This window comes from Streptococcus sp. Z554 (genome assembly GCF_053010305.1).
The window spans coordinates 159,529-184,143 of record NZ_JBRKNV010000002.1 but is presented as its reverse complement, the minus strand read 5'-3'; the positions used below and the strand labels follow the sequence as shown (position 1 = coordinate 184,143).

At 41.2% G+C, this 24,615-nt stretch carries 22 protein-coding genes and 1 other RNA gene; 18 read left to right on the top strand and 5 right to left on the bottom strand.

Annotated elements, in window-relative coordinates; all coding sequences use genetic code 11:
* Positions 1 to 11: 11 nt before the first annotated feature.
* Positions 12 to 2,144, bottom strand: a complete 2,133-nt coding sequence (gene pbp1a / locus ACVC7R_RS03295; protein ID WP_447263526.1) for a penicillin-binding protein PBP1A — start codon at positions 2,142 to 2,144, stop codon at positions 12 to 14.
* Positions 2,141 to 2,737, bottom strand: a complete 597-nt coding sequence (recU, locus tag ACVC7R_RS03290; RefSeq protein ID WP_447263525.1) for a Holliday junction resolvase RecU — start codon at positions 2,735 to 2,737, stop codon at positions 2,141 to 2,143. The genes pbp1a and recU overlap by 4 nt, the downstream gene beginning before the upstream one ends.
* 67 nt (positions 2,738 to 2,804) lie before the next feature.
* Between recU and ACVC7R_RS03285 the strand changes: the two genes are divergently transcribed.
* The 15 genes from ACVC7R_RS03285 (at position 2,805) to tig (ending at position 17,048) form a co-directional block, all read left to right on the top strand.
* Positions 2,805 to 3,332 carry a DUF1273 domain-containing protein gene (locus tag ACVC7R_RS03285; protein ID WP_447263524.1) on the top strand — a complete coding sequence of 176 codons (528 nt, stop codon included), beginning with the start codon at positions 2,805 to 2,807 and terminating at the stop codon, positions 3,330 to 3,332.
* Positions 3,333 to 3,401: 69 nt separating this feature from the next.
* The gene (gpsB, locus tag ACVC7R_RS03280; protein ID WP_447263523.1) at positions 3,402 to 3,737 is read left to right on the top strand and encodes a cell division regulator GpsB; all 336 of its coding nucleotides are present in this window, start codon (positions 3,402 to 3,404) and stop codon (positions 3,735 to 3,737) included.
* Between the two features lie 18 nt (positions 3,738 to 3,755).
* An RNA gene (gene rnpB / locus ACVC7R_RS03275) (RNase P RNA component class B) lies at positions 3,756 to 4,137 on the top strand.
* An 82-nt stretch (positions 4,138 to 4,219) separates the two neighbouring features.
* Entirely contained in the window at positions 4,220 to 5,398 is a 1,179-nt protein-coding gene (locus ACVC7R_RS03270; RefSeq protein WP_447263522.1) for a THUMP domain-containing class I SAM-dependent RNA methyltransferase, read from the top strand.
* Entirely contained in the window at positions 5,391 to 6,836 is a 1,446-nt protein-coding gene (gene mapZ, locus ACVC7R_RS03265) for a cell division site-positioning protein MapZ (protein ID WP_447263521.1), read from the top strand. The genes ACVC7R_RS03270 and mapZ overlap by 8 nt, the downstream gene beginning before the upstream one ends.
* Before the next feature lie 75 nt (positions 6,837 to 6,911).
* A complete protein-coding gene (gndA, locus tag ACVC7R_RS03260; protein WP_447263520.1) occupies positions 6,912 to 8,336 on the top strand; it encodes an NADP-dependent phosphogluconate dehydrogenase in 1,425 nt (474 codons plus the stop codon).
* Positions 8,337 to 8,347: 11 nt separating this feature from the next.
* On the top strand, positions 8,348 to 9,037 hold the full coding sequence (locus ACVC7R_RS03255; protein ID WP_447263519.1) for a response regulator transcription factor: 690 nt from the start codon (positions 8,348 to 8,350) through the stop codon (positions 9,035 to 9,037).
* 240 nt (positions 9,038 to 9,277) lie between these two features.
* Positions 9,278 to 10,156 (top strand): mevalonate kinase, encoded by an 879-nt coding sequence (gene mvk, locus ACVC7R_RS03250; protein ID WP_447263518.1) that lies wholly within the window; start codon positions 9,278 to 9,280, stop codon positions 10,154 to 10,156.
* A complete protein-coding gene (mvaD, locus tag ACVC7R_RS03245) occupies positions 10,138 to 11,091 on the top strand; it encodes a diphosphomevalonate decarboxylase (RefSeq protein ID WP_447263517.1) in 954 nt (317 codons plus the stop codon). Before mvk ends, mvaD begins: the two co-directional genes overlap by 19 nt.
* On the top strand, positions 11,078 to 12,091 hold the full coding sequence (locus ACVC7R_RS03240) for a phosphomevalonate kinase (protein ID WP_447263516.1): 1,014 nt from the start codon (positions 11,078 to 11,080) through the stop codon (positions 12,089 to 12,091). The genes mvaD and ACVC7R_RS03240 overlap by 14 nt, the downstream gene beginning before the upstream one ends.
* Positions 12,069 to 13,070: a type 2 isopentenyl-diphosphate Delta-isomerase gene (fni, locus tag ACVC7R_RS03235; RefSeq protein WP_447263515.1), complete on the top strand. Its 1,002-nt coding sequence runs from the start codon at positions 12,069 to 12,071 to the stop codon at positions 13,068 to 13,070. The genes ACVC7R_RS03240 and fni overlap by 23 nt, the downstream gene beginning before the upstream one ends.
* Before the next feature lie 247 nt (positions 13,071 to 13,317).
* A complete protein-coding gene (gene liaF, locus ACVC7R_RS03230) occupies positions 13,318 to 14,016 on the top strand; it encodes a cell wall-active antibiotics response protein LiaF (RefSeq protein WP_447263514.1) in 699 nt (232 codons plus the stop codon).
* Positions 14,013 to 15,002, top strand: coding sequence for a sensor histidine kinase (locus ACVC7R_RS03225; protein WP_447263513.1), 990 nt, complete (start codon positions 14,013 to 14,015; stop codon positions 15,000 to 15,002). The genes liaF and ACVC7R_RS03225 overlap by 4 nt, the downstream gene beginning before the upstream one ends.
* Before the next feature lie 17 nt (positions 15,003 to 15,019).
* Positions 15,020 to 15,652, top strand: a complete 633-nt coding sequence (locus ACVC7R_RS03220; RefSeq protein WP_447263512.1) for a response regulator — start codon at positions 15,020 to 15,022, stop codon at positions 15,650 to 15,652.
* Positions 15,653 to 15,764: 112 nt separating this feature from the next.
* Positions 15,765 to 17,048 carry a trigger factor gene (gene tig, locus ACVC7R_RS03215; protein ID WP_447263511.1) on the top strand — a complete coding sequence of 428 codons (1,284 nt, stop codon included), beginning with the start codon at positions 15,765 to 15,767 and terminating at the stop codon, positions 17,046 to 17,048.
* A 197-nt stretch (positions 17,049 to 17,245) separates the two neighbouring features.
* On the opposite strand, the gene recD2 is transcribed toward tig, so the two are convergent.
* The 3 genes from recD2 to rnhC all read right to left on the bottom strand — a co-directional run bounded on the left by recD2 (position 17,246) and on the right by rnhC (position 21,202).
* Positions 17,246 to 19,612 (bottom strand): SF1B family DNA helicase RecD2, encoded by a 2,367-nt coding sequence (gene recD2, locus ACVC7R_RS03210; RefSeq protein ID WP_447263510.1) that lies wholly within the window; start codon positions 19,610 to 19,612, stop codon positions 17,246 to 17,248.
* 90 nt (positions 19,613 to 19,702) lie between these two features.
* Complete coding sequence (gene lepB, locus ACVC7R_RS03205) at positions 19,703 to 20,317, bottom strand: signal peptidase I (protein WP_447263509.1); 615 nt, start codon at positions 20,315 to 20,317, stop codon at positions 19,703 to 19,705.
* 9 nt (positions 20,318 to 20,326) lie between these two features.
* On the bottom strand, positions 20,327 to 21,202 hold the full coding sequence (gene rnhC / locus ACVC7R_RS03200) for a ribonuclease HIII (protein WP_447263508.1): 876 nt from the start codon (positions 21,200 to 21,202) through the stop codon (positions 20,327 to 20,329).
* A gap of 86 nt (positions 21,203 to 21,288) precedes the next feature.
* Between rnhC and zapA the strand changes: the two genes are divergently transcribed.
* The 3 genes from zapA (at position 21,289) to ACVC7R_RS03185 (ending at position 24,581) form a co-directional block, all read left to right on the top strand.
* Complete coding sequence (zapA, locus tag ACVC7R_RS03195) at positions 21,289 to 21,591, top strand: cell division protein ZapA (RefSeq protein ID WP_447263507.1); 303 nt, start codon at positions 21,289 to 21,291, stop codon at positions 21,589 to 21,591.
* A complete protein-coding gene (locus tag ACVC7R_RS03190; RefSeq protein ID WP_447263506.1) occupies positions 21,588 to 22,136 on the top strand; it encodes a CvpA family protein in 549 nt (182 codons plus the stop codon). Before zapA ends, ACVC7R_RS03190 begins: the two co-directional genes overlap by 4 nt.
* 108 nt (positions 22,137 to 22,244) lie before the next feature.
* Positions 22,245 to 24,581, top strand: a complete 2,337-nt coding sequence (locus ACVC7R_RS03185) for an endonuclease MutS2 (RefSeq protein ID WP_447263505.1) — start codon at positions 22,245 to 22,247, stop codon at positions 24,579 to 24,581.
* Positions 24,582 to 24,615 lie beyond the last annotated feature (34 nt).

Here is a 24,615-nt window from a genome sequence, read left to right as displayed (position 1 = left end):
GTCTTTTAAGATTATTGTTGTCCTTGCAGATTTGGATTTTGTTGAGGGTTTTGATTTGCATTTGGAGCAGTTGGGTTCTGTGCGGTATTTGGGTTCGTGGTTTCAACGACTGAGGTTTGATTTTCAGTCGTTGTAGTAGGAGCCTCTGTTGTAGCTTGTTGGGTAGTTTGAGGAATCCAGTTGCTACGAGCGCCGACTTTGAAGACATACTCACCATTGCGATAGAGACCTTCAGGCATTGTCCAATCACCTGGGTGATCATCCTCGGAAAGGTAGCTCATCATTGAGCGATAGATGTTGGCCGCTACTCTGAAACCATCTCCTTCGATTGGAGTGAGACGATTTGAATAACCTGTCCAAACCGCCATTGAATATTTGCGGGTATATCCTACGAACAATTCATCTGGAGCTACATAATCGTATCTCTTAATGTAATTTTCGATTTCATAATCAGTATAGTTTGATGTACCCGTCTTACCAGCTTGAGGGAGCCATGATAAGTAAGCACCACGACCAGTTCCGTAGGTAAGTACAGTTTTCATCATTTCTGTCATCATATAGGCAGTTGTTTCTTTCATAGCGCGAGTTCCAGCGTCAGAGAACTCTTTTGAACTACCGTCACTAAAGACAACCTTATTGATGTACATTGGTTTATGGTAGATACCACCGTTAGCAAAAGCAGCGTAAGCAGCAGCCATTTTCTCACTACTTGCTCCGTACTTTTTATTTGACTCAGTCGTGTTACTTGAAATAGCGTTGGCATAGTGCATATCCGGATAGTCAATACCTAAACCATTCAAGAAAGTCTTGGCTTTGTCTAAACCAACCTTTTCCAGTGTTTCAACGGCAGGTACGTTACGCGATTGTTGGATTGCATATTGTAGTGTGATGTTTCCATAGTATGCTTTATCCCAGTTATAAACAGGAATATCCGTTCCAGGATAATTGTAAGGAACATCGTGAACAATTGAAGCAGTTGAATCATAGATATCGTACTCCAAAGCAGGTGCATAATCTGTGATTGGTTTCATAGTAGAACCCCAGTCACGGTTGGTTTCAACGGCCTGATTGAGTCCGAAGGATACATTGCTTGACTGGTGTCTTGAACCAAGCTGAGCAATAACTTTACCATTTGTAACGTCTACGATAGTAGAAGCTGCTTGAAGTTCATCATCCGGATAATAAACATACTCATCTGTGTTGTATATATCCCAAAGACGCTTTTGAACGTCTTGGTCTACGTTGGTGTAGACGTCCATTCCAGTAGTTAAAAGGTTGTAACCTGTCTCTGTTTCAACTTGTTCAATCACTTCTTTAAGGTAATTATCTAAGTATGGAGGATAGGTGTTGCTTCCTTTCAGACTTTGTAAACCATCAGTAATAGGTGTATTTATAGCCGTTTCATATTGTTCAGCTGTTAAATAACCTTGCTTTTGCATCTCAGATAGAACTAGATCACGACGCTCCTTGGCTTCATCGGGGTGAGAATAAGGATCGTATTGGTTAGGCGCCTGTGGCATTCCGGCTAGAAGAGCCAGTTGTGGAATAGATAGGTCTTTTAAATCTTTACCATAGTAATTTTGAGCAGCAGTCTGCATACCATAATTACCATTAGACATGTAGACTTTATTAATGTAATAGGTCAAAATTTCCTGTTTGGTTGCAGTTCTTTCTAACTGAATTGCTAACCAAGCTTCCTGAGCCTTACGAGAGATAGTTTGGTCTGACGAAGAAGTTGAAAAATAAGTTAGCTTAATCAACTGTTGCGTCAAGGTTGAACCACCCTGGAGGCCATTACTTCGAAGGTTTCGTAAGAAAGCACCCATGATACGGATACTATCAATCCCTCTGTGGTTAAAAAAGCGATGATCCTCGATAGAGACAATTGCATTGACCAATTCGATAGGAATCTCACTGCTTTGAGCATTGACACGACGCTCTGCTCCTAAATCCGCAATCAATTCGTTTTTGCTGTCGTAAATTTTACTCGAAGTTGTTGCAACTAGTTTGCTTTCAGAGAGTTCTGGAGCTTTAGATACATAATAAAAGAAGAGGCTCCCACCGATGAGTATCGAAGCGATAAAGGCTACTAAGAATCCAATTCCTAGATACTTAGCAATACGCCAGATAAGTTGTTTATTCATATTGTTTTACCACCTAGTAAATGTTGTTTGACGATATCGAGATAAGGAATTTGAGGAAAAGCTTGTTGTTCAATTACATAACCATGCTCTCGAATATAATCAAGCGGCATTGATTTTTTCCCCGTATCCTGATGATAAAAACGGATGAGGTCAATCGCCGGTAATAAATATGTTTCTTGATAAGAAGAAAAATGGATGAGGACGAAGCAAATCCCTTTTTGTTCAAGAACTTGTTCCATATGTTGAATTTGATGGGAATGGAAGTTCTTCATCGGGAAGGCATTTTTTTGTCGAGTCTCCTTTGCTTCAAAATCAATGTAGAATCCTTCATAAACACCCGAGTAGTCAGTGGTTGAGGCCTGTCTAAAATAGGCTTCAACAATTTTAGCACGACTCCGTTGAGGATAGTCGACCCGAACAATTTGAACTGGGGTTGGCTTTTTATGAATAACCGCTATTCCATGTGATAGATAGTAGTCGTTCGTAGCATTTATCATCTTTTCAAAGCTCATTCCTCGATTTGCGAAATTTTTAGTTTGAGGTAAGGAATTTTTACTTGATTTAGATGAAAGTTTATGTGGATAGTTGACCATAGTCCTCCTTATTGGTACAATAACATCACTCTATTATACCACAAACGTTTTCAGAAAGGGTGAAAAAATGCATACAGCCTTGGTTTTGGGATACTCTGCTTTTGATTTAGGTTTATTCAATGATAAGGATATTCGCTTAAAAATTATCAAAAAAGCCATTCGTAGAGATTTGGAAAGATTGGCTGAGGAAGGCTTGCAATGGCTAGTGTTTACGGGATCTCTTGGTTTTGAACACTGGGTATTAGAAGTGGCTAGAGACATGAAAGATGACTATGGATTTCAACTAGCGACCATTTTTGACTTTGAGACACATGGCTCGAATTGGAATGAAGCTAACCAGGTCAAATTGAGTGATTTTAAACAGGTAGATTTTATTAAGTATGCCTATCCGACTTATGAACATAAAGGTCAATTGAGAGATTATCAGATTTTTTTGCTCGAAAACACAGACGGAGCCTATCTTTTTTACGATGAAGAAAACGAAACAAAACTGAGATTTTTTTACGAACTGATGAAAAAGAAAGACAACTATATTACAAAAAGATTAACATTTGAGGATTTAAACGAAATGTCCGAAAATTTTTCCGAAAATTGAGCCTTTGACCTTGCTTTTTGTTTGCCTTTTTTTATATAATAATACTAGTAACTGAGAATGGAGAGAGACATGGCAAGTATTATTTTTACAGCGAAGGATATTTTTGAACAGGATTTTGGAAGAGAAGTACGTGGATACAGTAAAGCAGAGGTAGATGAATTCTTAGATGACGTTATCAAGGATTATGAAACTTATGCTGCACTAGTGAAATCACTACGCTTGGAAGTCGCAGAATTGAAAGAAGAATTGGCGAAAAAGCCTCAGTCGGCACCGGTATCTGTAACTTCTGAACCTGCCGAGCTTGGAAGTACGACTTCTATGACTAACTTTGATATCTTGAAACGCTTGAATCGTCTGGAAAAAGAAGTATTTGGTAAACAAATCGCAGAAAATTCTGATTTCTAAGAATCATACAGTTGTGCAATTTTTGGATAATCGCGTGGAGAGTTTACCTTTTCATGAGGAAAGTCCATGCTAGCACAGGCTGTGATGCCTGTAGTGTTTGTGCTAGGCGAAACCATAAGCCTAGGGACGAGAAATCGTTACGGCGAGTGAATAGACTAAGTTTTCGGATATGTTTTAGTAGCTCTGAAAGTGCCACAGTGACGAAGTCTCTCTGGAAACAGAGAGAGTGGAACGCGGTAAACCCCTCAAGCTAGCAACCCAAATTTTGGTCGGGGCATGGAGTGCGCGGAAACGAACGTAGTACTCTGACTGCTAGCAGCATTTTGCTGTTAGTGGTAGACAGATGATTATCGAAAGAAGTGGTCCTAGTCACTTCTGGAACAAAACATGGCTTATAGAAAATTGCATATAGGTTGGGGCTGAGAAATTTTCTCAACCTCATTTTTTAAAGGTGAACAAGAGAAAGGTCTTTAAAGACTGACATGAAACAAACATTTAATTTAATCGCGACTGCTGCAGCAGGCTTAGAGGCCGTTGTAGGTCGTGAAGTTCGTGCACTTGGCTATGACTGTCAAGTTGAGAATGGTCGCGTTCGCTTTGAAGGAGATGTGAAGGCAATTATTGAAACCAATTTGTGGCTTCGAGCTGCAGATAGGATTAAGATTGTTGTTGGAACTTTCCCTGCAAAAACATTTGAAGAACTTTTTCAAGGAGTTTTTGCCTTAGATTGGGAAAACTATCTACCACTTGGAGCGCGTTTCCCGATTTCAAAAGCTAAGTGTGTCAAATCAAAACTTCATAATGAACCTAGTGTTCAAGCTATTTCTAAAAAGGCAGTTGTCAAGAAATTGCAGAAACATTATGCTCGACCAGAAGGCGTTCCCCTGATGGAAAATGGTCCAGAGTTTAAAATAGAGGTTTCGATTCTTAAAGATGTTGCGACTGTCATGATTGACACAAGTGGCTCTAGTCTTTTCAAACGAGGATATCGTACTGAAAAAGGTGGAGCACCAATCAAAGAAAATATGGCTGCAGCAATTCTGCAGTTATCAAACTGGTATCCAGATAAACCCTTGATTGATCCAACCTGCGGTTCAGGAACCTTCTGTATCGAAGCTGCTATGATTGCTCGTAATATGGCGCCAGGTTTGCGACGTTCCTTTGCTTTTGAGGATTGGAATTGGGTTAGTGACCGTTTGATCCAGGAAGTTCGTACGGAAGCAAGCAAAAAAATCAATCGTGAGATTGAACTAGACATCATGGGCTGTGATATTGATGGACGCATGGTGGAAATTGCTAAGGCAAATGCCCAGGCGGCGGGAGTATCTAAGGATATCCACTTTAAGCAGATGCGTGTGCAGGACTTGCGAACAGACAAGATTAATGGTGTCATTATCTCCAATCCTCCCTATGGAGAACGTTTATCCGATGACGCTGGAGTCACTAAGCTCTATGCTGAAATGGGAGAGGTATTTGCACCACTTAAAACCTGGAGTAAATTTATTCTGACCAGTGATGAAGCTTTTGAAAGTAAATATGGTAGTCAGGCTGATAAAAAACGGAAACTCTATAACGGTACTTTGAAAGTTGATTTATATCAATATTTTGGTCAACGAGTGAAAAGACAAGATGTCAAAACAGAAAGGAATGCAAATGAGTAAGAAAAGACGCAATCGCCATCACAAGGGTGAGCAAGAATCTAAATTTGAGTTTGAAGAAGCTAAAGATTTAACGGTTGGTCAGGTCATTCGTAAGAACGAAGAAGTTGAGGCTGGTGTGACTCCAGATGATACCATTTTAGACAAATATATCAAACAACACCGTGAAGAAATCGAAGCCGATAAGTTCGAAAATCTACAAACGAAAAAAGACGAAGTTACACAAAGCCTGGATGAGATGATCCAGGAAGTGAGAGAAACTACTGATCCAGAAAATACATTAAATTCGGATGAGGAAGCAATTGCACTTGCGGTAGCTGCAGAGACAACTGAAATCATTGCTCAAGAAGCAGCAGAAGAGGAAACGAGAGTTCTCGAGCAACCTTTTAAGGATGAATTGGAAGCTGTTGAAATGGCTGAGGTTGCTAACTCCGAAGCTGCAGTGGTTTCTGAGGAAAATGAAGATCAACTGCAACCCTTGTCTCGTTCTGCTCAAGCAGATGATCAACCACAAAATAAAAAGAAATGGGTCATTTTGTCAGCCATTATTCTAGTATTCCTTTTCATTTTTGGAGGTGGCTATTACGTTTATCGTCAAATTGCGCGTTCTTCTCAAGAGCTTCAAACTAAGGCAGCAGATTCAGGCTTGGTAAGCAATCAGTCAGTCTATGAACAATTTAATACACTCTACGACACATTCTATACGGATGAAAACAAAACAGCTCTTAAAAATAGCCAATTTAGTCAACTAAATCAATTGAAGGAACTTCTAGACAAACTTGAAGGAGCGAGAGAATATACTCTAGCTAAATCAAAATACGATAGCTTAGAGACACAAATAAAAGCTATCCAAGAAGTGAATACTCAATTTGAAACCCCAGCTATTACAGATGGCGTCTTGGATACAAATGCGAAAATTAAAGCGAATGCTAAATTCACGGAAATCAAGACTGGTAATACAGAAATTGATAAACTGCTAGATAAAGCAATCAGCCTCGGTAAGAGTCAATTAACAAGTACAACAACAAGTACAGCTTCGACAACAGTTGCTAGCCAAGAAGCATCAAGTCCAACTACAGAAAGTAGTCCATCTACTTCAACAAACGAGACTGCAGCATCTACAAACTATGGCTTGTCAAGCGAAGGCGTTAATTTACAACGAAGCGCTAGCCGAGTACCATACAATCAATCTGCTGTGAACGATAGCAGTAATCCTGCATGGAACTTTGCTGATGGTGTTCTTGAACAGATTCTTGAGACATCTCGTGCGCGTGGTTATATCTCCGGAAACCAGTATATCTTGGAACGTGTAAACATTGTGAATGGCAATGGATATTATAATCTTTATAAACCAGATGGAACTTATCTCTTCACTCTAAACTGTAAGACAGGATACTTTGTAGGGAACGGTTCAGGCCATGCTGATGATTTAGACTACTAGTCAATTGTTAGCAAATTCTTTCTTTTCACAAATAAACATGATAAAATAAAACATATTAAACAAGAGGAGTGTCACATGACAAAAGCTAACTTTGGTGTTGTGGGTATGGCCGTAATGGGTCGTAACCTTGCCCTTAATATTGAATCTCGTGGCTATACAGTTGCCATTTATAACCGTAGTAAAGAAAAAACAGAAGATGTAATTGCTAGCCATCCTGATAAAAACTTCGTGCCAAGCTATGATATCGAAAGCTTCGTAAACTCAATTGAAAAACCACGTCGTATCATGCTTATGGTTCAAGCAGGACCTGGTACAGATGCAACCATCCAAGCTCTTCTTCCACATTTGGATAAAGGCGATATCTTGATCGACGGAGGAAATACTTTCTACAAAGATACCATCCGTCGTAATGAAGAATTGGCCAACTCTGGTATCAACTTTATCGGTACCGGTGTCTCTGGTGGTGAAAAAGGTGCCCTTGAAGGTCCTTCTATCATGCCTGGTGGACAAAAAGAAGCTTATGAATTGGTAGCTGACGTTCTTGAAGAAATCTCTGCAAAAGCACCAGAAGATGGCAAACCATGTGTGACTTACATCGGTCCTGATGGAGCTGGTCACTACGTGAAAATGGTCCACAACGGTATTGAGTACGGTGATATGCAATTGATCGCAGAAAGCTATGATTTGATGCAACACTTGCTTGGTCTTTCAGCTCAAGATATGGCTGAAATCTTTACTGAGTGGAACAAGGGCGAATTGGATAGCTACTTGATCGAAATCACTGCGGACATCCTTGGACGTAAAGATGATGAAGGTCAAGATGGACCAATCGTAGACTATATCTTGGATGCTGCAGGTAACAAGGGAACTGGTAAATGGACTAGCCAATCAGCGCTTGACCTTGGTGTCCCATTGTCACTCATTACGGAGTCAGTATTTGCCCGTTACATCTCTACTTACAAAGAAGAACGTGTACACGCTAGCAAGGTGCTTCCAAAACCAGCTGCTTTCAAATTTGAAGGAGACAAGGCTGAGTTGATCGAAAAGATTCGTCAAGCCCTTTACTTCTCAAAAATCATTTCATACGCGCAAGGTTTTGCACAATTGCGTGTAGCATCTAAAGAAAACAACTGGAACTTGCCATTTGCAGACATCGCTTCTATCTGGCGCGATGGATGTATCATCCGTTCTCGTTTCTTGCAAAAGATCACGGATGCATACAACCGTGATGCAGACCTTGCTAACCTTCTTTTGGATGAGTACTTCTTGGATGTCACTGCTAAGTACCAACAATCTGTTCGTGATATCGTAGCTCTTGCGGTTCAAGCTGGAGTACCAGTACCAACCTTCTCAGCAGCCATCACTTACTTTGATAGCTACCGTTCAGCGGATCTTCCAGCTAACTTGATTCAAGCACAACGTGACTACTTTGGTGCCCACACATACCAACGTAAAGACAAAGAAGGAACATTCCACTACTCTTGGTATGACGAAAAATAAGTAGGTCAGCCATGGGGAAACGGATTTTATTACTTGAGAAGGAAAGAAATCTAGCTCATTTTTTAAGTCTGGAACTCCAAAAAGAGCAATACCGAGTTGATCAGGTAGAAGAGGGCAAAAATGCCCTTTCCATGGCTCTTCAGACAGACTATGACTTGATTTTACTGAATGCTCATTTAGGGGATATGACAGCCCAGGATTTTGCAGAACAGCTGAGTTGGACAAAGCCAGCCTCAGTGATCATGGTTTTGGACCACCGAGAAGAGTTGCAAGACCAACTTGAAACTATCCAGCGTTTTGCTGTTTCATACATCTATAAGCCTGTGATTATAGAAAATTTGGTAGAACGAATTGCAGCCATTTTTCGAGGCCGGGACTTCATTGACCAGCATTGTAGTCAAATGAAAGTTCCAACATCCTATCGAAATCTCCGTATGGATGTTGAACACCATACTGTCTATCGTGGTGATGAGATGATTGCTCTGACACGCCGGGAGTACGATCTTTTAGCGACTCTTATGGGGAGTAAGAAGGTATTAACTCGTGAGCAGTTGTTGGAAAGTGTTTGGAAGTATGAAAGTGCGACCGAAACCAATATCGTGGATGTTTATATCCGTTATCTACGTAGTAAACTTGATGTAAAAGGTCAAAAAAGTTACATTAAAACCGTGCGTGGTGTGGGTTACACCATGCAAGAATAAGAAGTAATATTTCATCAATTAAAGTCGAAGAGCACTTGCATACAAGCAAGTGCTTTTTTGACCCATTGCTTGACTCTATTTTAAGGGATGAGAAAATCATCAGTTTAAATTTTTATCTCAACGATAAGCGATTGTGAAGGAAACAATCGCTTTTTTTGTGAAAATATAATAAAATAGAAAGGAATAAAGTTCTAAAAATTGTTCTAGAAAAAGACGATGTTCGTCTGATAGTAGGATTAAATGACAAAAGAAGTAGGTGTCGGTCAGGCACATAGTAAAATTATTTTAATAGGAGAGCATGCGGTCGTTTATGGCTATCCAGCTATCTCCTTGCCTCTCTTAGAGGTTGAAGTGACTTGTCGGGTCGTACCAGCAGCGACACCATGGCGCCTTTTTGAAGAGGACACTTTGTCTATGGCTGTCTATGCTTCTCTCGAGTATCTGAATATCAAAGAAGCGTGCATCCGTTGCCAAATTGACTCGGCTATTCCTGAAAAACGGGGGATGGGGTCCTCAGCAGCCATTAGCATTGCAGCCATTCGCGCAGTGTTTGATTATTTTGAAGCAGAACTTCCTCATGATGTATTAGAAATTTTGGTCAATCGCGCTGAGATGATCGCCCATATGAACCCTAGTGGATTGGATGCCAAGACTTGTCTGAGTGACCAGCCTATTCGTTTTATCAAGAATGTTGGTTTTGAAGAACTAGCCATGGATTTGTCGGCTTATCTGGTCATTGCAGACACAGGAGTCTATGGGCATACTCGTGAAGCTATCCAAGTTGTACAGAGTAAGGGTAAGGATGCTTTACCGTTCTTGCATGCGCTAGGAGACTTGACCCAGCAAGCAGAAGAAGCAATAAAGACAAAAGATGCCGTGAAGCTGGGAGAGATTTTAACAAAAGCACATGGTAATCTAAAAGAAATAGGGGTTAGTAGCCCTGAGGCAGATGTCTTGGTTGAAACTGCTCTTCAATATGGCGCTCTAGGAGCTAAGATGAGTGGTGGTGGTCTAGGTGGTTGCATCATTGCTTTGGCTGCTAATGAGAGCCAAGCGCAAGAATTAGCAGAAAGATTAGAAGAGAAAGGAGCTGTTCAGACATGGATCGAAAGCCTGTAACAGTACGTTCCTATGCCAATATTGCCATTATCAAATATTGGGGGAAGAAAGCAGAAAAAGAGATGGTTCCTGCGACTAGCAGTATTTCTCTGACTTTAGAAAATATGTATACGGAGACGACACTTTCTCCTTTGCCAGCAGATGCAACTGCGGATGCTTTTTACATCAATGGTCAATTGCAAAACGAAGCAGAGCATGCCAAGATGAGTAAAATCATTGATCGCTATCGCCCTGAAGGAGCAGGTTTTGTTCGTATAGATACTAAGAACAATATGCCAACAGCGGCAGGTCTTTCTTCGAGTTCTAGTGGTTTGTCTGCTTTAGTAAAAGCTTGTAATGCCTATTTCCAACTTGGGTTGAATCGCAGAGAATTGGCCTTGGAAGCTAAGTTTGCATCGGGTTCTTCATCTCGTAGTTTTTATGGCCCCTTGGCGGCCTGGGACAAGGATAGTGGAGAGATTTATCCAGTTGAAACTGACTTGAAACTTGCTATGATTATGTTGGTCTTGGAAGACCAGAAAAAACCAATCTCTAGTCGAGATGGCATGAAGCTCTGTGTGGAAACTTCGACGACTTTTGATGAGTGGGTTCGTCAGTCTGAACAAGACTACAAGGATATGTTGGTCTATCTCAAGGAGAACGACTTTAAAAAAGTTGGAGAATTAACAGAAAAGAACGCCCTTGCTATGCATGCTACGACAAAGACAGCTACTCCATCCTTCTCTTATCTGACAGATGCTAGTTATGAGGCTATGGATTTTGTTCGCCAACTACGCAAACAAGGAGAAGCTTGCTACTTTACGATGGATGCGGGACCTAATGTCAAGGTTCTTTGTCTAGAGAAAGACTTGGAACATCTATCAGAACTCTTAGGTCAACGCTATCGCTTGATTGTATCAAAGACAAAGGATTTGAGCCAAGATGACGCTTGTTAAGACTTGTGGGAAACTCTATTGGGCTGGTGAATATGCCATTTTAGAACCAGGTCAATTAGCCTTAATCAAGGCTATTCCGATCTATATGACGGCTGAGATTACAGCGTCTGATGATTATCGCCTTTACTCAGATATGTTTACCTATAGTGTGGACATGCGACCAGATTCTTCTTATGCCTTGATTCAAGAAACAGTAGCCTTGGTAGAGGAATACTTGACTGTTCAAGGAGTTAAACTGCAGCCTTTTTCCTTAGACATTCGTGGGAAAATGGAACGCGAGGGGAAGAAATTTGGCCTGGGTTCGAGTGGTAGTGTGGTTGTCTTGGTCATCAAGGCCATGCTTGCTTTCTATGAAAGACCAGCTGACAGAGAAGTCTTGTTTAAATTGGCGAGTGCTGTGCTTCTTAAACGTGGGGACAATGGCTCCATGGGGGACATTGCCTGTATCGTATCAGAAGACCTAGTCCTTTATCAGTCGTTTGATCGAGAGAAAGTGGCACATTGGCTCGAAAAGGAAGACTTGCATATTGTATTAGAACGTGATTGGGGCTTTTCTATTGAGACAGTTGAACCTGGCTTGGAATTTGACTTTCTGGTTGGTTGGACCAAGGAAGTGGCTGTATCTAGTCACATGGTTAAACAAATCAAGAATCATATGGATGCCAGCTTCTTGCAAGCTTCAAAAGAAACAGTAGCTAACTTGGTGAAGGCTTTGCAGACAGGTCACGAAGAAAAAGTGATTGAGCAACTAGAACAAGCTAGCCTGCTCTTAGAAGATTTGAGTTCAGACATTTACACACCTTCGCTCAGACAACTCAAAAATGCCAGCCGAGACTTGAAAGCTGTTGCGAAGAGTAGTGGTGCTGGTGGTGGAGATTGTGGTATTGCACTTAGCTTTGACCAAGATTCGACTACATTACTGAAAAAACGCTGGGCTGATTTAGGAATTGAGCTCTTGTATCAAGAAAGGATGGGACATGACGACAAATCGGAAGGATGAACACATCCGCTATGCCCTTGAACAAAACAGTACTTATAATAGTTTTGATGAAGTTGAACTGATTCATTCTTCGCTACCCTTATACGACTTAGATGAAATTGACCTTTCAACAGAATTTGCAGGGCGAAAATGGGATTTCCCCTTTTATATCAATGCTATGACAGGTGGGAGTGAAAAGGGTAAAGAAATCAATCAAAAGTTGGCTCAGGTAGCAGAGGCTTGTGGGATTTTATTTGTGACAGGTTCCTACAGCGCTGCTCTTAAGGATCCTTCAGATGACTCTTTTTCAGTCAAAATTAGTTACCCTGACCTCCTTCTTGGAACCAATATTGGCTTAGACAAGCCAGTTGAATTGGGTCTACAAACAGTAAAAGAGATGAATCCCCTTCTCTTACAAGTTCATGTTAATGTTATGCAGGAACTACTCATGCCAGAAGGTGAACGTCAATTTAGATTGTGGCAAAACAATCTGGCAGATTATGCGAATCAAATCTCGGTACCTCTTGTTTTAAAAGAAGTCGGCTTTGGCATGGATGTGAAAACCATTGCTAAGGCTTATGAGATGGGGATCCGAACCGTTGATTTGTCTGGTCGTGGGGGAACGAGCTTTGCTTATATTGAAAATCGTCGCAGTGGTCAACGTGACTACCTCAATGATTGGGGTCAATCGACCATGCAGGCTCTCCTGAATGCCCAAGACTGGAAAGACAAGATGGAACTGTTGGTTAGTGGAGGAGTTCGCAATCCACTAGATATCATCAAATGCTTGGTCTTTGGAGCCAAGGCAGTTGGTCTATCACGCACGATGTTAGAGCTGGTTGAGAATTACTCTGTTGAAGTCGTGATTTCCATTGTTGAAGCATGGAAGGAAGAACTACGGTTGATTATGTGTGCCCTTAATTGTGCAAGGATTGAGGATTTGCAAGAGGTTGATTATATTCTTTATGGAAAATTAAAAGAAGCAAAAGACCAATTGTAAGGAGAGAGTGGGACAGAAATCGGTCATTCGTTAAAATTCGATTTCGTCGTCCCACCTCCGCACAGTTGAGTAGGGCTGTAAAAGCTGATGAAATCAGCCTAGTAGAGTCCACTCAACCACTGCATCTTGCTCGACAAACCAAAGACAATTGAGAGGCTAGGACTTTTGTCCCAGCCTCTCTTTCTCATTCCTCAGACTGATGTGACTTTTGGGATTTGTGATACAATTAAATAGAGAGGACGGATACATGCGAAAATTTCAAATTTTTCTATTTATTGAAGCTTGTTTATTGACAGGAGCTCTGATTATGATGGTATCAGAGCATTTTTCCCGTTTTCTACTGATGTTGCTCTTGTTTTTACTGCTGATTCGATATTATACTGGAAAACAGGGAAACAATTTTATTTTAGTAGCAGTGAGTATCCTATTTTTCTTTATCATCATGCTCAATCCCTTTGTCATCATGGCTATCTTTGTGGCTTTGATTTATAGTCTCTTCTTGCTTTATCCTATGATGAATCAGGAAAGAGAAGATACCAATCTGGTTTTTGAAGAAGTTGTGACGGTAAAGAGGGAGAAAAATCGCTGGTTTGGGAATCTCCACCATTTTTCAAGTTATCAGACTTGTCGTTTTGATGATATCAATCTCTTTCGCCTTATGGGGAAGGATACCATTCATCTAGAGCACGTGATTTTGAGCAATCATGATAATGTCATCATCTTGAGAAAACTGGTTGGTACGACTAGAATTATCGTACCAGTGGATGTTGAAGTCAGTCTAAGCGTCAATTCTCTGTACGGAGATTTAACCTTTTTTGACCAGCCTAAACGTGCTTTGCGTAATGAGCAATTTCATCAAGAAACCAGAGATTATCTCAAGAGTCCAAAGAGCGTTAAGATTCTTTTGACAACTATGGTTGGAGATGTTGAGGTGGTGAGAGGATGAAAAAGCAACCCTATATTTTAATTGGTCTCACATCATTTCTCTTTGTCGCTTTTCTATTTCGAAGCATTTTTAAAATCTTGGATTTGGAATGGACTTCTCTCTTCCAAGATTTAGAAAAGACAGAGAAAATCCTATTTCTGGCTTTGATGTTTAGTCTTGCTCTAGCCTTTTTATTAGTCCTATTTTGGACAATGGTTGATGAGATTTCACGTAGAAAAATCCAAGCAAATCTTAAGGATTTGCTGGCTGGTAAAGAGATTAAAAGTCTTGGGGATGCCGACTTAGACGCAAGTTTTAAAAATTTATCAGGCAAGCTTGCTTTGTTGACAGAGGCTATTCAAAAAGCAGATAATCAAGCCTTGGTCAAGGAAGAGCAGGTTATTGAAAAGGAGCGCAAGCGAATTGCGCGAGACTTGCATGATACGGTTAGCCAAGAAATTTTTGCTGCCCATATGATTTTATCAGGACTCAGTCAACAAGCTTCTAGATTAGACAAAGAGAAGATGCAGACACAACTCCAGAGTGTGACAGCTATTTTGGAGACAGCCCAAAGAGATTTACGTATTCTACTCTTGCATTTGCGTCCTATTGAACTGGAACAAAAGAGTCTGGTTGAGGGGATTCAGTTGCTCCTCAAAGAATTGGAAGAAAAAAGTGAACTCAAAGTCAGCTTTAAATATCAGGTAGACCAACTACCTAAAAAGATTGAGGAACATGTCTTTCGTATCGTCCAAGAATTGTTCAGTAATACGCTTCGTCATGCTCAAGCTTCTTGTCTGGATGTTTATCTTTATCAAACAGAAACAGAGTTGCAGTTAAAGGTAGTAGACAATGGTCGTGGCTTTCAGCTAGGTGATGTTGATGAACTAAGCTATGGACTACGCAATATCAAAGAACGAGTGGAAGATATGGCAGGGAGCATCCAACTATTAACAGCGCCAAAGCAGGGTTTAGCTGTTGATATTCGCATACCCTTGCTTGATTGACGAAAAAAGGAAATAAAATGAAACTATTATTGGTAGATGACCACCAAATGGTGCGTCTTGGTTTAAAAAGTTATTTTGAATTGCAAGATGATGTAGAAATTGTAGGAGAAGCGACTAATGGAGCTGAAGGAATTGCAATGGCTTTGGATCTTCGCCCCGATGTGATTGTGATGGATATTGTGATGCCAGAAGTCAATGGGATTGACGCAACTCTAGCTATTCTCAAAGAATGGCCAGAAGCTAAAATCTTGATTGTGACTTCTTATCTAGACAATGAAAAAATCATGCCAGTCTTAAATGCTGGAGCTAGGGGTTATATGCTCAAGACATCAAGTGCCGATGAATTGTTCCATGCTGTTCAAAAGGTGGCAGCTGGAGAGCTAGCTATCGAACAAGAGGTGAGTAAGAAAGTAGAATACCACCGCAATCATATGGAACTTCATGAAGACTTAACTGCGCGAGAACGCGATGTCCTTCAACTGATTGCCAAGGGCTATGAAAATCAGCGCATTGCAGATGAGCTCTTTATCTCACTCAAGACAGTCAAGACCCATGTCTCCAATATCCTAGCCAAACTTGAGGTCAGTGATCGTACCCAGGCAGCTGTCTATGCCTTTCAACATCACTTGGTAGGTCCTGATGAATTTTAGGGGACACGGGATGTAACTGAAGCATGGACGAAAAGCGCATCCATTACTTGAAAAAATTCGCTACTATATGGTATAATGGACTGTATTAAAAATTTTAAGGAGAAATGACAGAATGTCTGTATCATTTGAAAACAAAGAAACAAACCGTGGTGTCTTGACTTTCACAATCTCTCAAGACCAAATCAAACCAGAATTGGACCGTGTATTTAACTCAGTAAAGAAAACTCTTAACGTTCCAGGTTTCCGTAAAGGTCACCTTCCACGTCCTATCTTCGACCAAAAATTTGGTGAAGAAGCACTTTACCAAGATGCATTGAATGCTCTTTTGCCAGACGCTTATGAAGCAGCTGTTAAAGAAGCTGGTCTTGAAGTTGTTGCGCAACCAAAAATTGACGTAACATCTATGGAAAAAGGTCAAGATTGGGTTATCACTGCTGAAGTTGTTACAAAACCTGAAGTAAAATTGGGTGAATACAAAAACCTTGAAGTATCAGTTGATGTAGATAAAGAAGTAACTGACGCTGATGTTGAAGAGCGTATCGAGCGTGAACGCAACAACTTGGCTGAATTGGTGATCAAAGAAGGTGCTGCTGAAAATGGCGACACTGTTGTGATTGACTTTGTTGGTTCTATCGACGGTGTTGAATTTGACGGTGGAAAAGGTGAAAACTTCTCACTTGGACTTGGTTCAGGTCAATTCATCCCTGGTTTCGAAGACCAATTGGTTGGACACTCAGCTGGTGAAACTGTTGACGTTATCGTAACATTCCCAGAGGACTACCAAGCAGAAGACCTTGCAGGTAAAGAAGCTAAATTCGTAACAACTATCCACGAAGTTAAAGCTAAAGAAGTTCCAGCTCTTGACGATGAACTTGCAAAAGATATCGACGAAGAAGTTGAAACTCTTGATGAATTGAAAGAAAAATACCGCAAAGAATTGGCTGCTGCTAAAGAAGAAGCATACAATGATGCCGTTGAAGGTGCAGCAATCGATAAAGCAGTTGAAAACGCTGAAATCGTAGAACTTCCAGAAGAAATGATCCACGAAGAAGTTCACCGCTCAGTAAATGAGTTCCTTGGAAACTTGCAACGTCAAGGTATCAACCCTGACATGTACTTCCAAATCACTGGAACTACTCAAGAAGACCTTCACAAACAATATGAAGCAGAAGCTGAGTCACGCACGAAGACGAACCTTGTTATCGAAGCAGTTGCGAAAGCTGAAGGATTTGACGCTACTGAAGAAGAAATCCAAAAAGAAATCGAGCAATTGGCTGCAGATTACAACATGGAAGTTGCTCAAGTACAAAGCTTACTTTCAACTGACATGTTGAAACACGATATCACAATCAAGAAAGCTGTTGAATTGATCACAAGCACTGCAACAGTAAAATAATCTGAAAAGATAAAAGGCTGGGACAAAAGTCCTAGCCTTTTAATTGTCTTTGGATTGTCAAGCAAGACGCAGTGGTTGAGTGGGCTCTACTACGCTGATTTCATCAGCTTTTACAGCACCACTCAACTGTGCGGAGGCGGGACGACGAAATCGAATTCTAACGAATTACCGATTTCTGTCCCACTCTCTCTTGTGCTTTATTTTCCGAAAAACTCATCAAGGTCATCTTGGCTAATCCCAATCATAGCTGGGATACTAGTCCAGTTATCTTCGGTCAGGATGTAAGTTTGATGAGGGTTCGTCGGATCTGTGATTTCGATAACAGGCTCGTTTCGTTCCTCAGAGCTTTTAGGTAAGTCACTGAAACGTTCAATCAGATAGGTCTTGCGAGCAGTTCCGATATGTTTGGTTGCATAGTCAAAGGCCTGAAGTTCACCGAGTAGGATGAGTTTGCTTTTGGCCCGAGTAATAGCAGTGTAGATGAGATTACGCTCCAGCATGCGCTTGCTAGCACTGGTAATTGGAAGAATCACAACTGGGAATTCGCTACCTTGTGACTTATGGATACTCATGGCATAGGCAAGACGAATTTTATACCATTCGTTGCGTGGATAGACGACTTCGTTCCCATCAAAATCAATCATCATTTCATCTTGTTTGGACTCGGTGTATTTAGCAGGGATGAGGTCCGTGATGTAGCCTAGGTCTCCGTTAAAAACATTGACTTCTGCATCGTTGACCAGATGAATGACCTTATCTCCCGTGCGATACTGAAACTGACTTGATTCAAAACTAATCTGTCCCTTTTGAAGAGGATTGAGCAGTTCTTGCATGAGTTGATTGATGGCATCGATTCCTGCTGCACCACGATACATAGGAGCCAGGACTTGGATGTCTCGAGCAGGGATGCCACTTCGAATGGCAGCGTCTAGGATTTTTTCAATGGTCGCAGGGATATGGTTACTAGTGATTTCAAAGTAGGAACGGTCTGCTTTTTTCTGAGTGAAATCGGCAGGCAAAATTCCCTGACGAATCTGACTAGCGAGGGTGACAATGGTTGATTCTTCACTCTGACGGTAGATTCTTTCCAATCGCGTTTGCGGGATGCTTGGGATTTGGAGTAAGTCAGCTAGAACTTGACCAGGACTAACCGATGGCAACTGGTCACTATCTCCAACGAGGAGAATTTTACTAGTAGAGGAGATATTTGAGAATAGCTGATTGGCTAGCCAAGTATCTACCATGGAAAACTCATCTACGATGATAAAGTCAGCATCTAGATAATCTTCCAAATGGCTAGTGTCGTCATCTCCAGTCATCCCCAAATGGCGGTGAATGGTTGCACTCGGTAAGCCAGTTAACTCGTTCATTCTACGAGCTGCTCTACCAGTTGGTGCAGCTAGAAGAATTGGAAGACTACTCTTTTTTTTCAGGTCCAGTCCCTCTAATAGAGCATAGACAGCAATAATACCATTGATCACAGTGGTTTTACCCGTACCTGGTCCGCCGGTCAGGATAAAGACCTTGTTTTGGATAGCATCGCAGATTGCCTGTTTTTGAATGGTATCGTATTGAATGCCTAATTCTTCCTCAACCGTTGCGATATGCTCCTGGATAATTTCGGTTTCGTGTTGTTCGCTTTCTTCTTTTTCAAGGATACGAATGAGGTGATTATGAATACCTTCTTCGGCAAAAAAGAGACTGTTATCAAAGATTTTAGTGTCAACCTGCTGGACTTTTTCTTCTTCAATGAGATTGGACAATTCTTGAGCAAGTTGACTTGGTTCCAGTTCTACAGGACGTGAGGATTCCAGTAAATCTAGAGTCTTTTCTAATAAATCTCTAGCTTCAACATAAGTATCCCCACTTTCCATACAAGCGTTTAAAAGGCTATGAATGAGTCCTGCTCGGAAACGTTCAGGTGCCTGGCTTTCAATGCCCAATTCTTGTGCCAATTGGTCAGCGATGGTAAAACCCAAGCCCTTGATATCTTCTACCAACTGATAAGGATAATTTTCAACAATATCGATGGTTTCCTCTTTGTAGGTATCCTGAATTTGAATAGCTAATTTATTAGGAATGCCATAGTTGGCAAGCTTGGCCAAGACCATTTCTGTACCGTAGTTGAGACGGAGTGTAGATACAAAGGCCTCACGACTTTTAGAAGACAGACCTGAGATGGTTTCAAGTTTTTCAGGATGTTCTAGGATTTCATCGATAGTATTTTCCCCATAGAGTTCCACAATCTTTTGGGCGGTTTTGAGACCAATCCCTTTGAAATGGCTACTTGAGAAATACTTAACCAATCCTTTACTAGTTGGCTTCGCTCGTTCGTAACGAGTAATTTGGAGTTGTTCACCATATTTTGAGTGTTGGACAATCTGCCCCCAAAAAGTGTATTCCTCTCCCTCTATGACATCAGCCATGGTACCAGTAACAATGATTTCAAAATCATCATAGTTTTCGGCATTGGTATCCTCGATATCTAAAAGGAGAATACGATAAAAGTTGCTGACATTTTCAAAAATAATACGTTCAATCGTACCTGTAAAATAAACTTCCATAAAATTCCTTTACATTCATGAATGAGAGCAAATCATTCAGAATAGAATGAGAAGAGGCTGAGATTTATAGTTCTCGGCCTCTTAGTGTTCTTAAAATGTTCCAATACGTTTGAGTGGCCAGAAGCGGAATTTAGCCTCTCCGATGATATCTTTTCTTTTAAAGGTACCAACATGTCGGCTATCACTAGATACTAGACGGTCATCACCAAGTAGAAGGTATTGTCCCTCTGGAACAGTGAAGGTGAAGCTAGTATTGTAATTAACATCTAAAGTGAAGGCCTCAGCTTTCTCAGCAATGCTTCTGAAGTACTCGCCTTTTTTTCCATCCCAGCTATCTCCAGCATAGGTAGATTGGAGTTTATCCTCTTTAAAGCGTTTGAGGTAATCTGCTAAATAAGGCTCATCCGTTTCTTGACCGTTGACGTAGAGCTTATCATTTTCGTAACGGATGGTGTCACCTGGCAATCCGATGACCCGTTTCACAATATCTTTATTCCCCTCATCTTCATGAGCGACAACAATGTCAAAGCGATCAATGGGGAGATGTTTGACAACAAAGAGAATTTCTCCATCAGCTAGCGTAGGGTCCATAGAGTGCCCTTCTACGCGGACATTGCTCCAGAGAAAGAGACGGCTGAGTCCTATTAAGGAAATAATCAGGAAGAAAACTCCCCACTCTCTTATAAACGATTTTAAATATTTCATGGTTTACCTCTATAGAAGTTTTTTGGCTTTTTCAGTGTTTTTAAAATGCAGCTTGGCACAGAAGCTGAGCCCCTTCATGCCATATGCTTGAAGGATTTGGCTAGCCACCTTGTCAGAAGCAGTTCCAGCCCCACTTGGAAGTTGATAGCCTAACTCTCGTCCTAGGTTTTCAAGATTTTCTAGGAAGAGATCACGTGCAATGATGGAGCTAACTGCGACGGCTAGGTACTTGCCCTCAGCTTTTTCCTCCAGCGTGACTGGATTGGGAAAATGGTTGGCTTCATTTTTTAGATACTTTTCATAATTTTGTGAGCTGGTAAAGGCGTCGATAACAATTTTTTCAGGTTGGACTCCCTTTTGAAGAAGGAGAAAAATGGCCTGATTATGCAGAGCTACTTTGACGGAAACTGCATTGTAGCGCTCACCAATCACTTCGTTATACTTACTCGGAGAAAGTAGGAGTGCTTGATGTTGGATTTTTTCCTTTAGAAGGGGAGCAAGCTGACGAATCTTTTGGTCGGTCAGTGTTTTAGAATCCCCAACTCCGAGTTTTCTTAAAAAGTCATGCTGATCAGGAGTGACAAAGGACGCCACAACAGCGAGACCACCGAAGTAGGAACCATTTCCGACTTCATCTGTTCCGATTAAGGGGAAATTTTGCCCGCTAGCAACTTGCGCTACTTGATAACCCAAAAAGCTGGCATAGCTTTCAGCGGCTTCTCCCTGCAAGAGAACTTTTCCAGATGTATAGATGGAAACACTGGCTTGAGGAAGCTTGAAAAAGTAGCGAATATATGGATTTTTACTTGGAGCGAGGGCTTTTTCATGCTTTTGAACAAAAGCTTTAATTTCATTTTCACTCGGTGTTAATGTAATACTTGCCATAGTCTCTATTGTATCATAAAAGCGATAGAATTGGTTAAAACTGACAAACTTAGTGAAATTTGGTATAATATCGTGAGGTGAATTTTATGGCAAATTTAAATCGATTCAAGTTTACTTTTGGGAAAAAAACATTAACGTTGACAACGGAGCATGATAATCTTTTCATGGAGGAGATTGCTAAAGTTGCAACGGAAAAATATGAAGCAATTAAAGAACAAATGCCTGGAGCTGATGATGAGACAGTGGCGATTCTCTTGGCAGTTAACTGCTTGTCAACCCAGCTTAGCCGTGAGATTGAGTTTGATGATAAGGAGCAAGAGTTGGAATCGCTCCGTTATAAATTGGTCGCTGCTAAACAAGAGCAGAGTAAGATAGGGGATTCTCTATGATTTCCATCCTACTCTTATTGATCCTTGCTTGGAGCTTTTATATCGGATACCGCAGAGGAATTCTTTTGCAAGCTTATTATCTTGTGGCTACGATTGTCTCAGCTTATTTTGCAAGCAACTATTACCTATCTTTAGGGCAGAAGTTCAACTTGTTAATCCCTTATGCCAACCCACAGGAAGGACAGGGAACTTACTTTTTCCCGTCCAATCAGCTTTTCCAACTGGATAAAGTCTTTTATGCAGGAATCGGTTTTCTCTTAGCCTTTACTGTCTTTTATTGTATCGGTCGCTTGCTTGGTCTTTTTCTAAACCTAGTGCCGACCAAGATACTTGAAGGTAAATACTATCGTATCGGTGCAGGTGTGCTATCAATCGTAGTAACCTTGTTTGTGCTCCAAATGATGCTAACGATCCTCGCTACTGTGCCATTACAAATTGTTCAAAATTCACTTGAAAATAGCTTTGTAGCTAGACATATCATTCAAAGCATCCCATTTACAACTGGGTTGATTAAACAGCTTTGGGTTACTAAAATAATCGGATAAAAAGGGCGGGAATCATTCCTAGCCTTTTGTTTACAATTTCGAAAAGTATGAGCTTGATATAAAAGGTGAAAATAAGAAAAGCCATAACTTTTTTACGAAGGAAATAAGATGAATACAAAAATACTAGAAACGTTAGAATTTAATAAGGTCAAGGCTTTATTTGAGCCACATCTCTTGACGGAACAAGGGTTAGAGCAGTTAAAAGAACTTGTTCCGAGTGATAAAGGAGACAAGATTCAGCAAGCTTTTACTGAGATGAAGGAGATGCAAGAACTTTTTGTCGAGCATCCGCATTTCAGTATCTCAAGCACCAAGGACATTGCTGCAACCTGCAAGCGTTTGGAGATGGGGGCTGATCTCAACATCGAGGAATTTCTCCTTCTCAAACGTGTCATTTTTGCCAGTCGTGAACTGAAAAACTTCTATGATAATCTTGAAAATGTGAGTTTGGACCACCTGGCTAATTGGTTTGAAAAACTTCATGATTTCCCACATCTGCAGGGCAATCTCCAAGCCATCAATGAAGCTGGCTTTATTGAGAATTTTGCAAGTGAAGAATTGGCACGGATTCGCCGGAAAATCCACGACAGTGAGAGCCAGGTTCGTGATGTCTTGCAGGATCTTCTTAAACAAAAAGCGCAGATGTTGACAGAAGGCATCATCGCTAGTCGAAATGGACGTCAAGTACTTCCAGTCAAAAATACCTATCGAAACAAGATTGCTGGTGTTGTTCATGATATCTCTGCCAGTGGGAATACTGTCTATATCGAACCGCGTGAAGTGGTCAAGCTAAGTGAGGAGATTGCTAGTCTTCGTGCAGATGAACGCTATGAGATGTTGCGTATCCTTCAAGAACTCTCTGAGCGTGTACGACCACACGCAGCTGAAATTGCAAATGATGCCTGGATTATTGGGCACTTAGACTTGATTCGAGCAAAGGTGCGCTTTATCCAAGAGACAGGAGCAGTGGTCCCTCAAGTCTCTGAGGAACAGGAGATTCAACTCCTCCATGTTCGTCATCCCTTGGTGCAAAATGCTGTTGCTAATGATGTACACTTTGGTAAGGATCTAACAGCAATCGTTATCACTGGTCCCAATACGGGTGGTAAGACCATCATGCTAAAAACCTTAGGATTGACGCAATTGATGGCTCAGTCAGGTTTGCCGATTTTGGCGGATCAGGGAAGTCGTGTGGGAATTTTTGAAGAGGTCTTTGCGGATATCGGAGACGAACAATCCATCGAACAAAGTCTCTCAACCTTCTCTAGTCATATGACTAATATTGTTGATATTCTTGGTAAGGTTAACCAAAACTCGCTCTTGTTACTAGATGAGCTTGGAGCAGGTACAGATCCTCAGGAAGGAGCTGCTCTTGCTATGTCTATCCTAGAAGACTTGCGCCTGCGCCAGGTCAAGACTATGGCCACCACTCACTATCCTGAACTCAAGGCTTACGGAATTGAAACAGCCTATGTTCAGAATGCCAGCATGGAGTTTGATACTGCTAGCCTGCGTCCAACCTATCGCTTTATGCAAGGAGTACCTGGTCGAAGCAATGCCTTTGAAATTGCTAAACGTCTAGGATTGTCAGATGTCATTGTAGGTGACGCTAGCAAGCAGATTAACCAAGACAATGATGTTAATCGCATCATTGAGCAATTGGAAGAGCAGACCCTTGAAAGTCGGAAACGTCTTGAAAATATTCGCCAAGTCGAGCAAGAAAACCTCAAGATGAACCGTGCTCTTAAAAAACTCTACAACGAGCTCAATCGTGAGAAGGAAACAGAACTCAATAAGGCGCGTGAGCAAGCTGCTGAGATTGTTGAATTGGCTCTGGCAGAGAGTGATGATATTCTTAAAAATCTTCACAGTAAATCTCAACTAAAACCACATGAAATTATCGAAGCCAAGGCTAAGCTCAAGAAGTTAGCCCCTGAAAAAGTTGATCTTTCTAAAAACAAGGTCCTTCAAAAGGCCAAGAAAAAACGAGCACCAAAAGTTGGGGATGATATTATCGTTTTAAGCTATGGTCAACGAGGAACCTTGACCAATCAACTCAAGGACGGTCGTTGGGAAGCTCAAGTTGGCTTAATCAAGATGACGCTTGAGGAAAAAGAGTTTGACTTGGTTCAAGCTCAGCAAGAAACACCAGTCAAGAAGAAACAAGTCAATGTCGTCAAACGTGCAGGTGGCAAAGGGCCTCAAGCTCGACTAGACCTTCGTGGGAAACGCTACGAGGAAGCTATGGAAGCCTTGGATGCCTTTATCGACCAAGCATTACTCAACAACATGGCTCAAGTAGATATCATCCATGGGATTGGTACAGGGGTCATCCGTGAAGGGGTAACCAAATACCTACAAAGGAACAAGCAAGTCAAGAGCTTTGGCTATGCACCTCAAAATGCTGGAGGATCTGGAGCGACTATCGTTACCTTTAAAGGATAAGGAATCATCAAAAAGAAACAGAAAAGAGTACCTA

Bases quoted from the DNA above. Each gene is read 5' to 3' on its own strand.
- pbp1a (WP_447263526.1), bottom strand. From the start codon at position 2,144: ATGAATAAACAACTTATCTGGCGTATTGCTAAGTATCTAGGAATTGGA.
- recU (WP_447263525.1), bottom strand. From the start codon at position 2,737: ATGGTCAACTATCCACATAAACTTTCATCTAAATCAAGTAAAAATTCC.
- ACVC7R_RS03285 (WP_447263524.1), top strand. From the start codon at position 2,805: ATGCATACAGCCTTGGTTTTGGGATACTCTGCTTTTGATTTAGGTTTA.
- gpsB (WP_447263523.1), top strand. From the start codon at position 3,402: ATGGCAAGTATTATTTTTACAGCGAAGGATATTTTTGAACAGGATTTT.
- ACVC7R_RS03270 (WP_447263522.1), top strand. From the start codon at position 4,220: ATGAAACAAACATTTAATTTAATCGCGACTGCTGCAGCAGGCTTAGAG.
- mapZ (WP_447263521.1), top strand. From the start codon at position 5,391: ATGAGTAAGAAAAGACGCAATCGCCATCACAAGGGTGAGCAAGAATCT.
- gndA (WP_447263520.1), top strand. From the start codon at position 6,912: ATGACAAAAGCTAACTTTGGTGTTGTGGGTATGGCCGTAATGGGTCGT.
- ACVC7R_RS03255 (WP_447263519.1), top strand. From the start codon at position 8,348: ATGGGGAAACGGATTTTATTACTTGAGAAGGAAAGAAATCTAGCTCAT.
- mvk (WP_447263518.1), top strand. From the start codon at position 9,278: ATGACAAAAGAAGTAGGTGTCGGTCAGGCACATAGTAAAATTATTTTA.
- mvaD (WP_447263517.1), top strand. From the start codon at position 10,138: ATGGATCGAAAGCCTGTAACAGTACGTTCCTATGCCAATATTGCCATT.
- ACVC7R_RS03240 (WP_447263516.1), top strand. From the start codon at position 11,078: ATGACGCTTGTTAAGACTTGTGGGAAACTCTATTGGGCTGGTGAATAT.
- fni (WP_447263515.1), top strand. From the start codon at position 12,069: ATGACGACAAATCGGAAGGATGAACACATCCGCTATGCCCTTGAACAA.
- liaF (WP_447263514.1), top strand. From the start codon at position 13,318: ATGCGAAAATTTCAAATTTTTCTATTTATTGAAGCTTGTTTATTGACA.
- ACVC7R_RS03225 (WP_447263513.1), top strand. From the start codon at position 14,013: ATGAAAAAGCAACCCTATATTTTAATTGGTCTCACATCATTTCTCTTT.
- ACVC7R_RS03220 (WP_447263512.1), top strand. From the start codon at position 15,020: ATGAAACTATTATTGGTAGATGACCACCAAATGGTGCGTCTTGGTTTA.
- tig (WP_447263511.1), top strand. From the start codon at position 15,765: ATGTCTGTATCATTTGAAAACAAAGAAACAAACCGTGGTGTCTTGACT.
- recD2 (WP_447263510.1), bottom strand. From the start codon at position 19,612: ATGGAAGTTTATTTTACAGGTACGATTGAACGTATTATTTTTGAAAAT.
- lepB (WP_447263509.1), bottom strand. From the start codon at position 20,317: ATGAAATATTTAAAATCGTTTATAAGAGAGTGGGGAGTTTTCTTCCTG.
- rnhC (WP_447263508.1), bottom strand. From the start codon at position 21,202: ATGGCAAGTATTACATTAACACCGAGTGAAAATGAAATTAAAGCTTTT.
- zapA (WP_447263507.1), top strand. From the start codon at position 21,289: ATGGCAAATTTAAATCGATTCAAGTTTACTTTTGGGAAAAAAACATTA.
- ACVC7R_RS03190 (WP_447263506.1), top strand. From the start codon at position 21,588: ATGATTTCCATCCTACTCTTATTGATCCTTGCTTGGAGCTTTTATATC.
- ACVC7R_RS03185 (WP_447263505.1), top strand. From the start codon at position 22,245: ATGAATACAAAAATACTAGAAACGTTAGAATTTAATAAGGTCAAGGCT.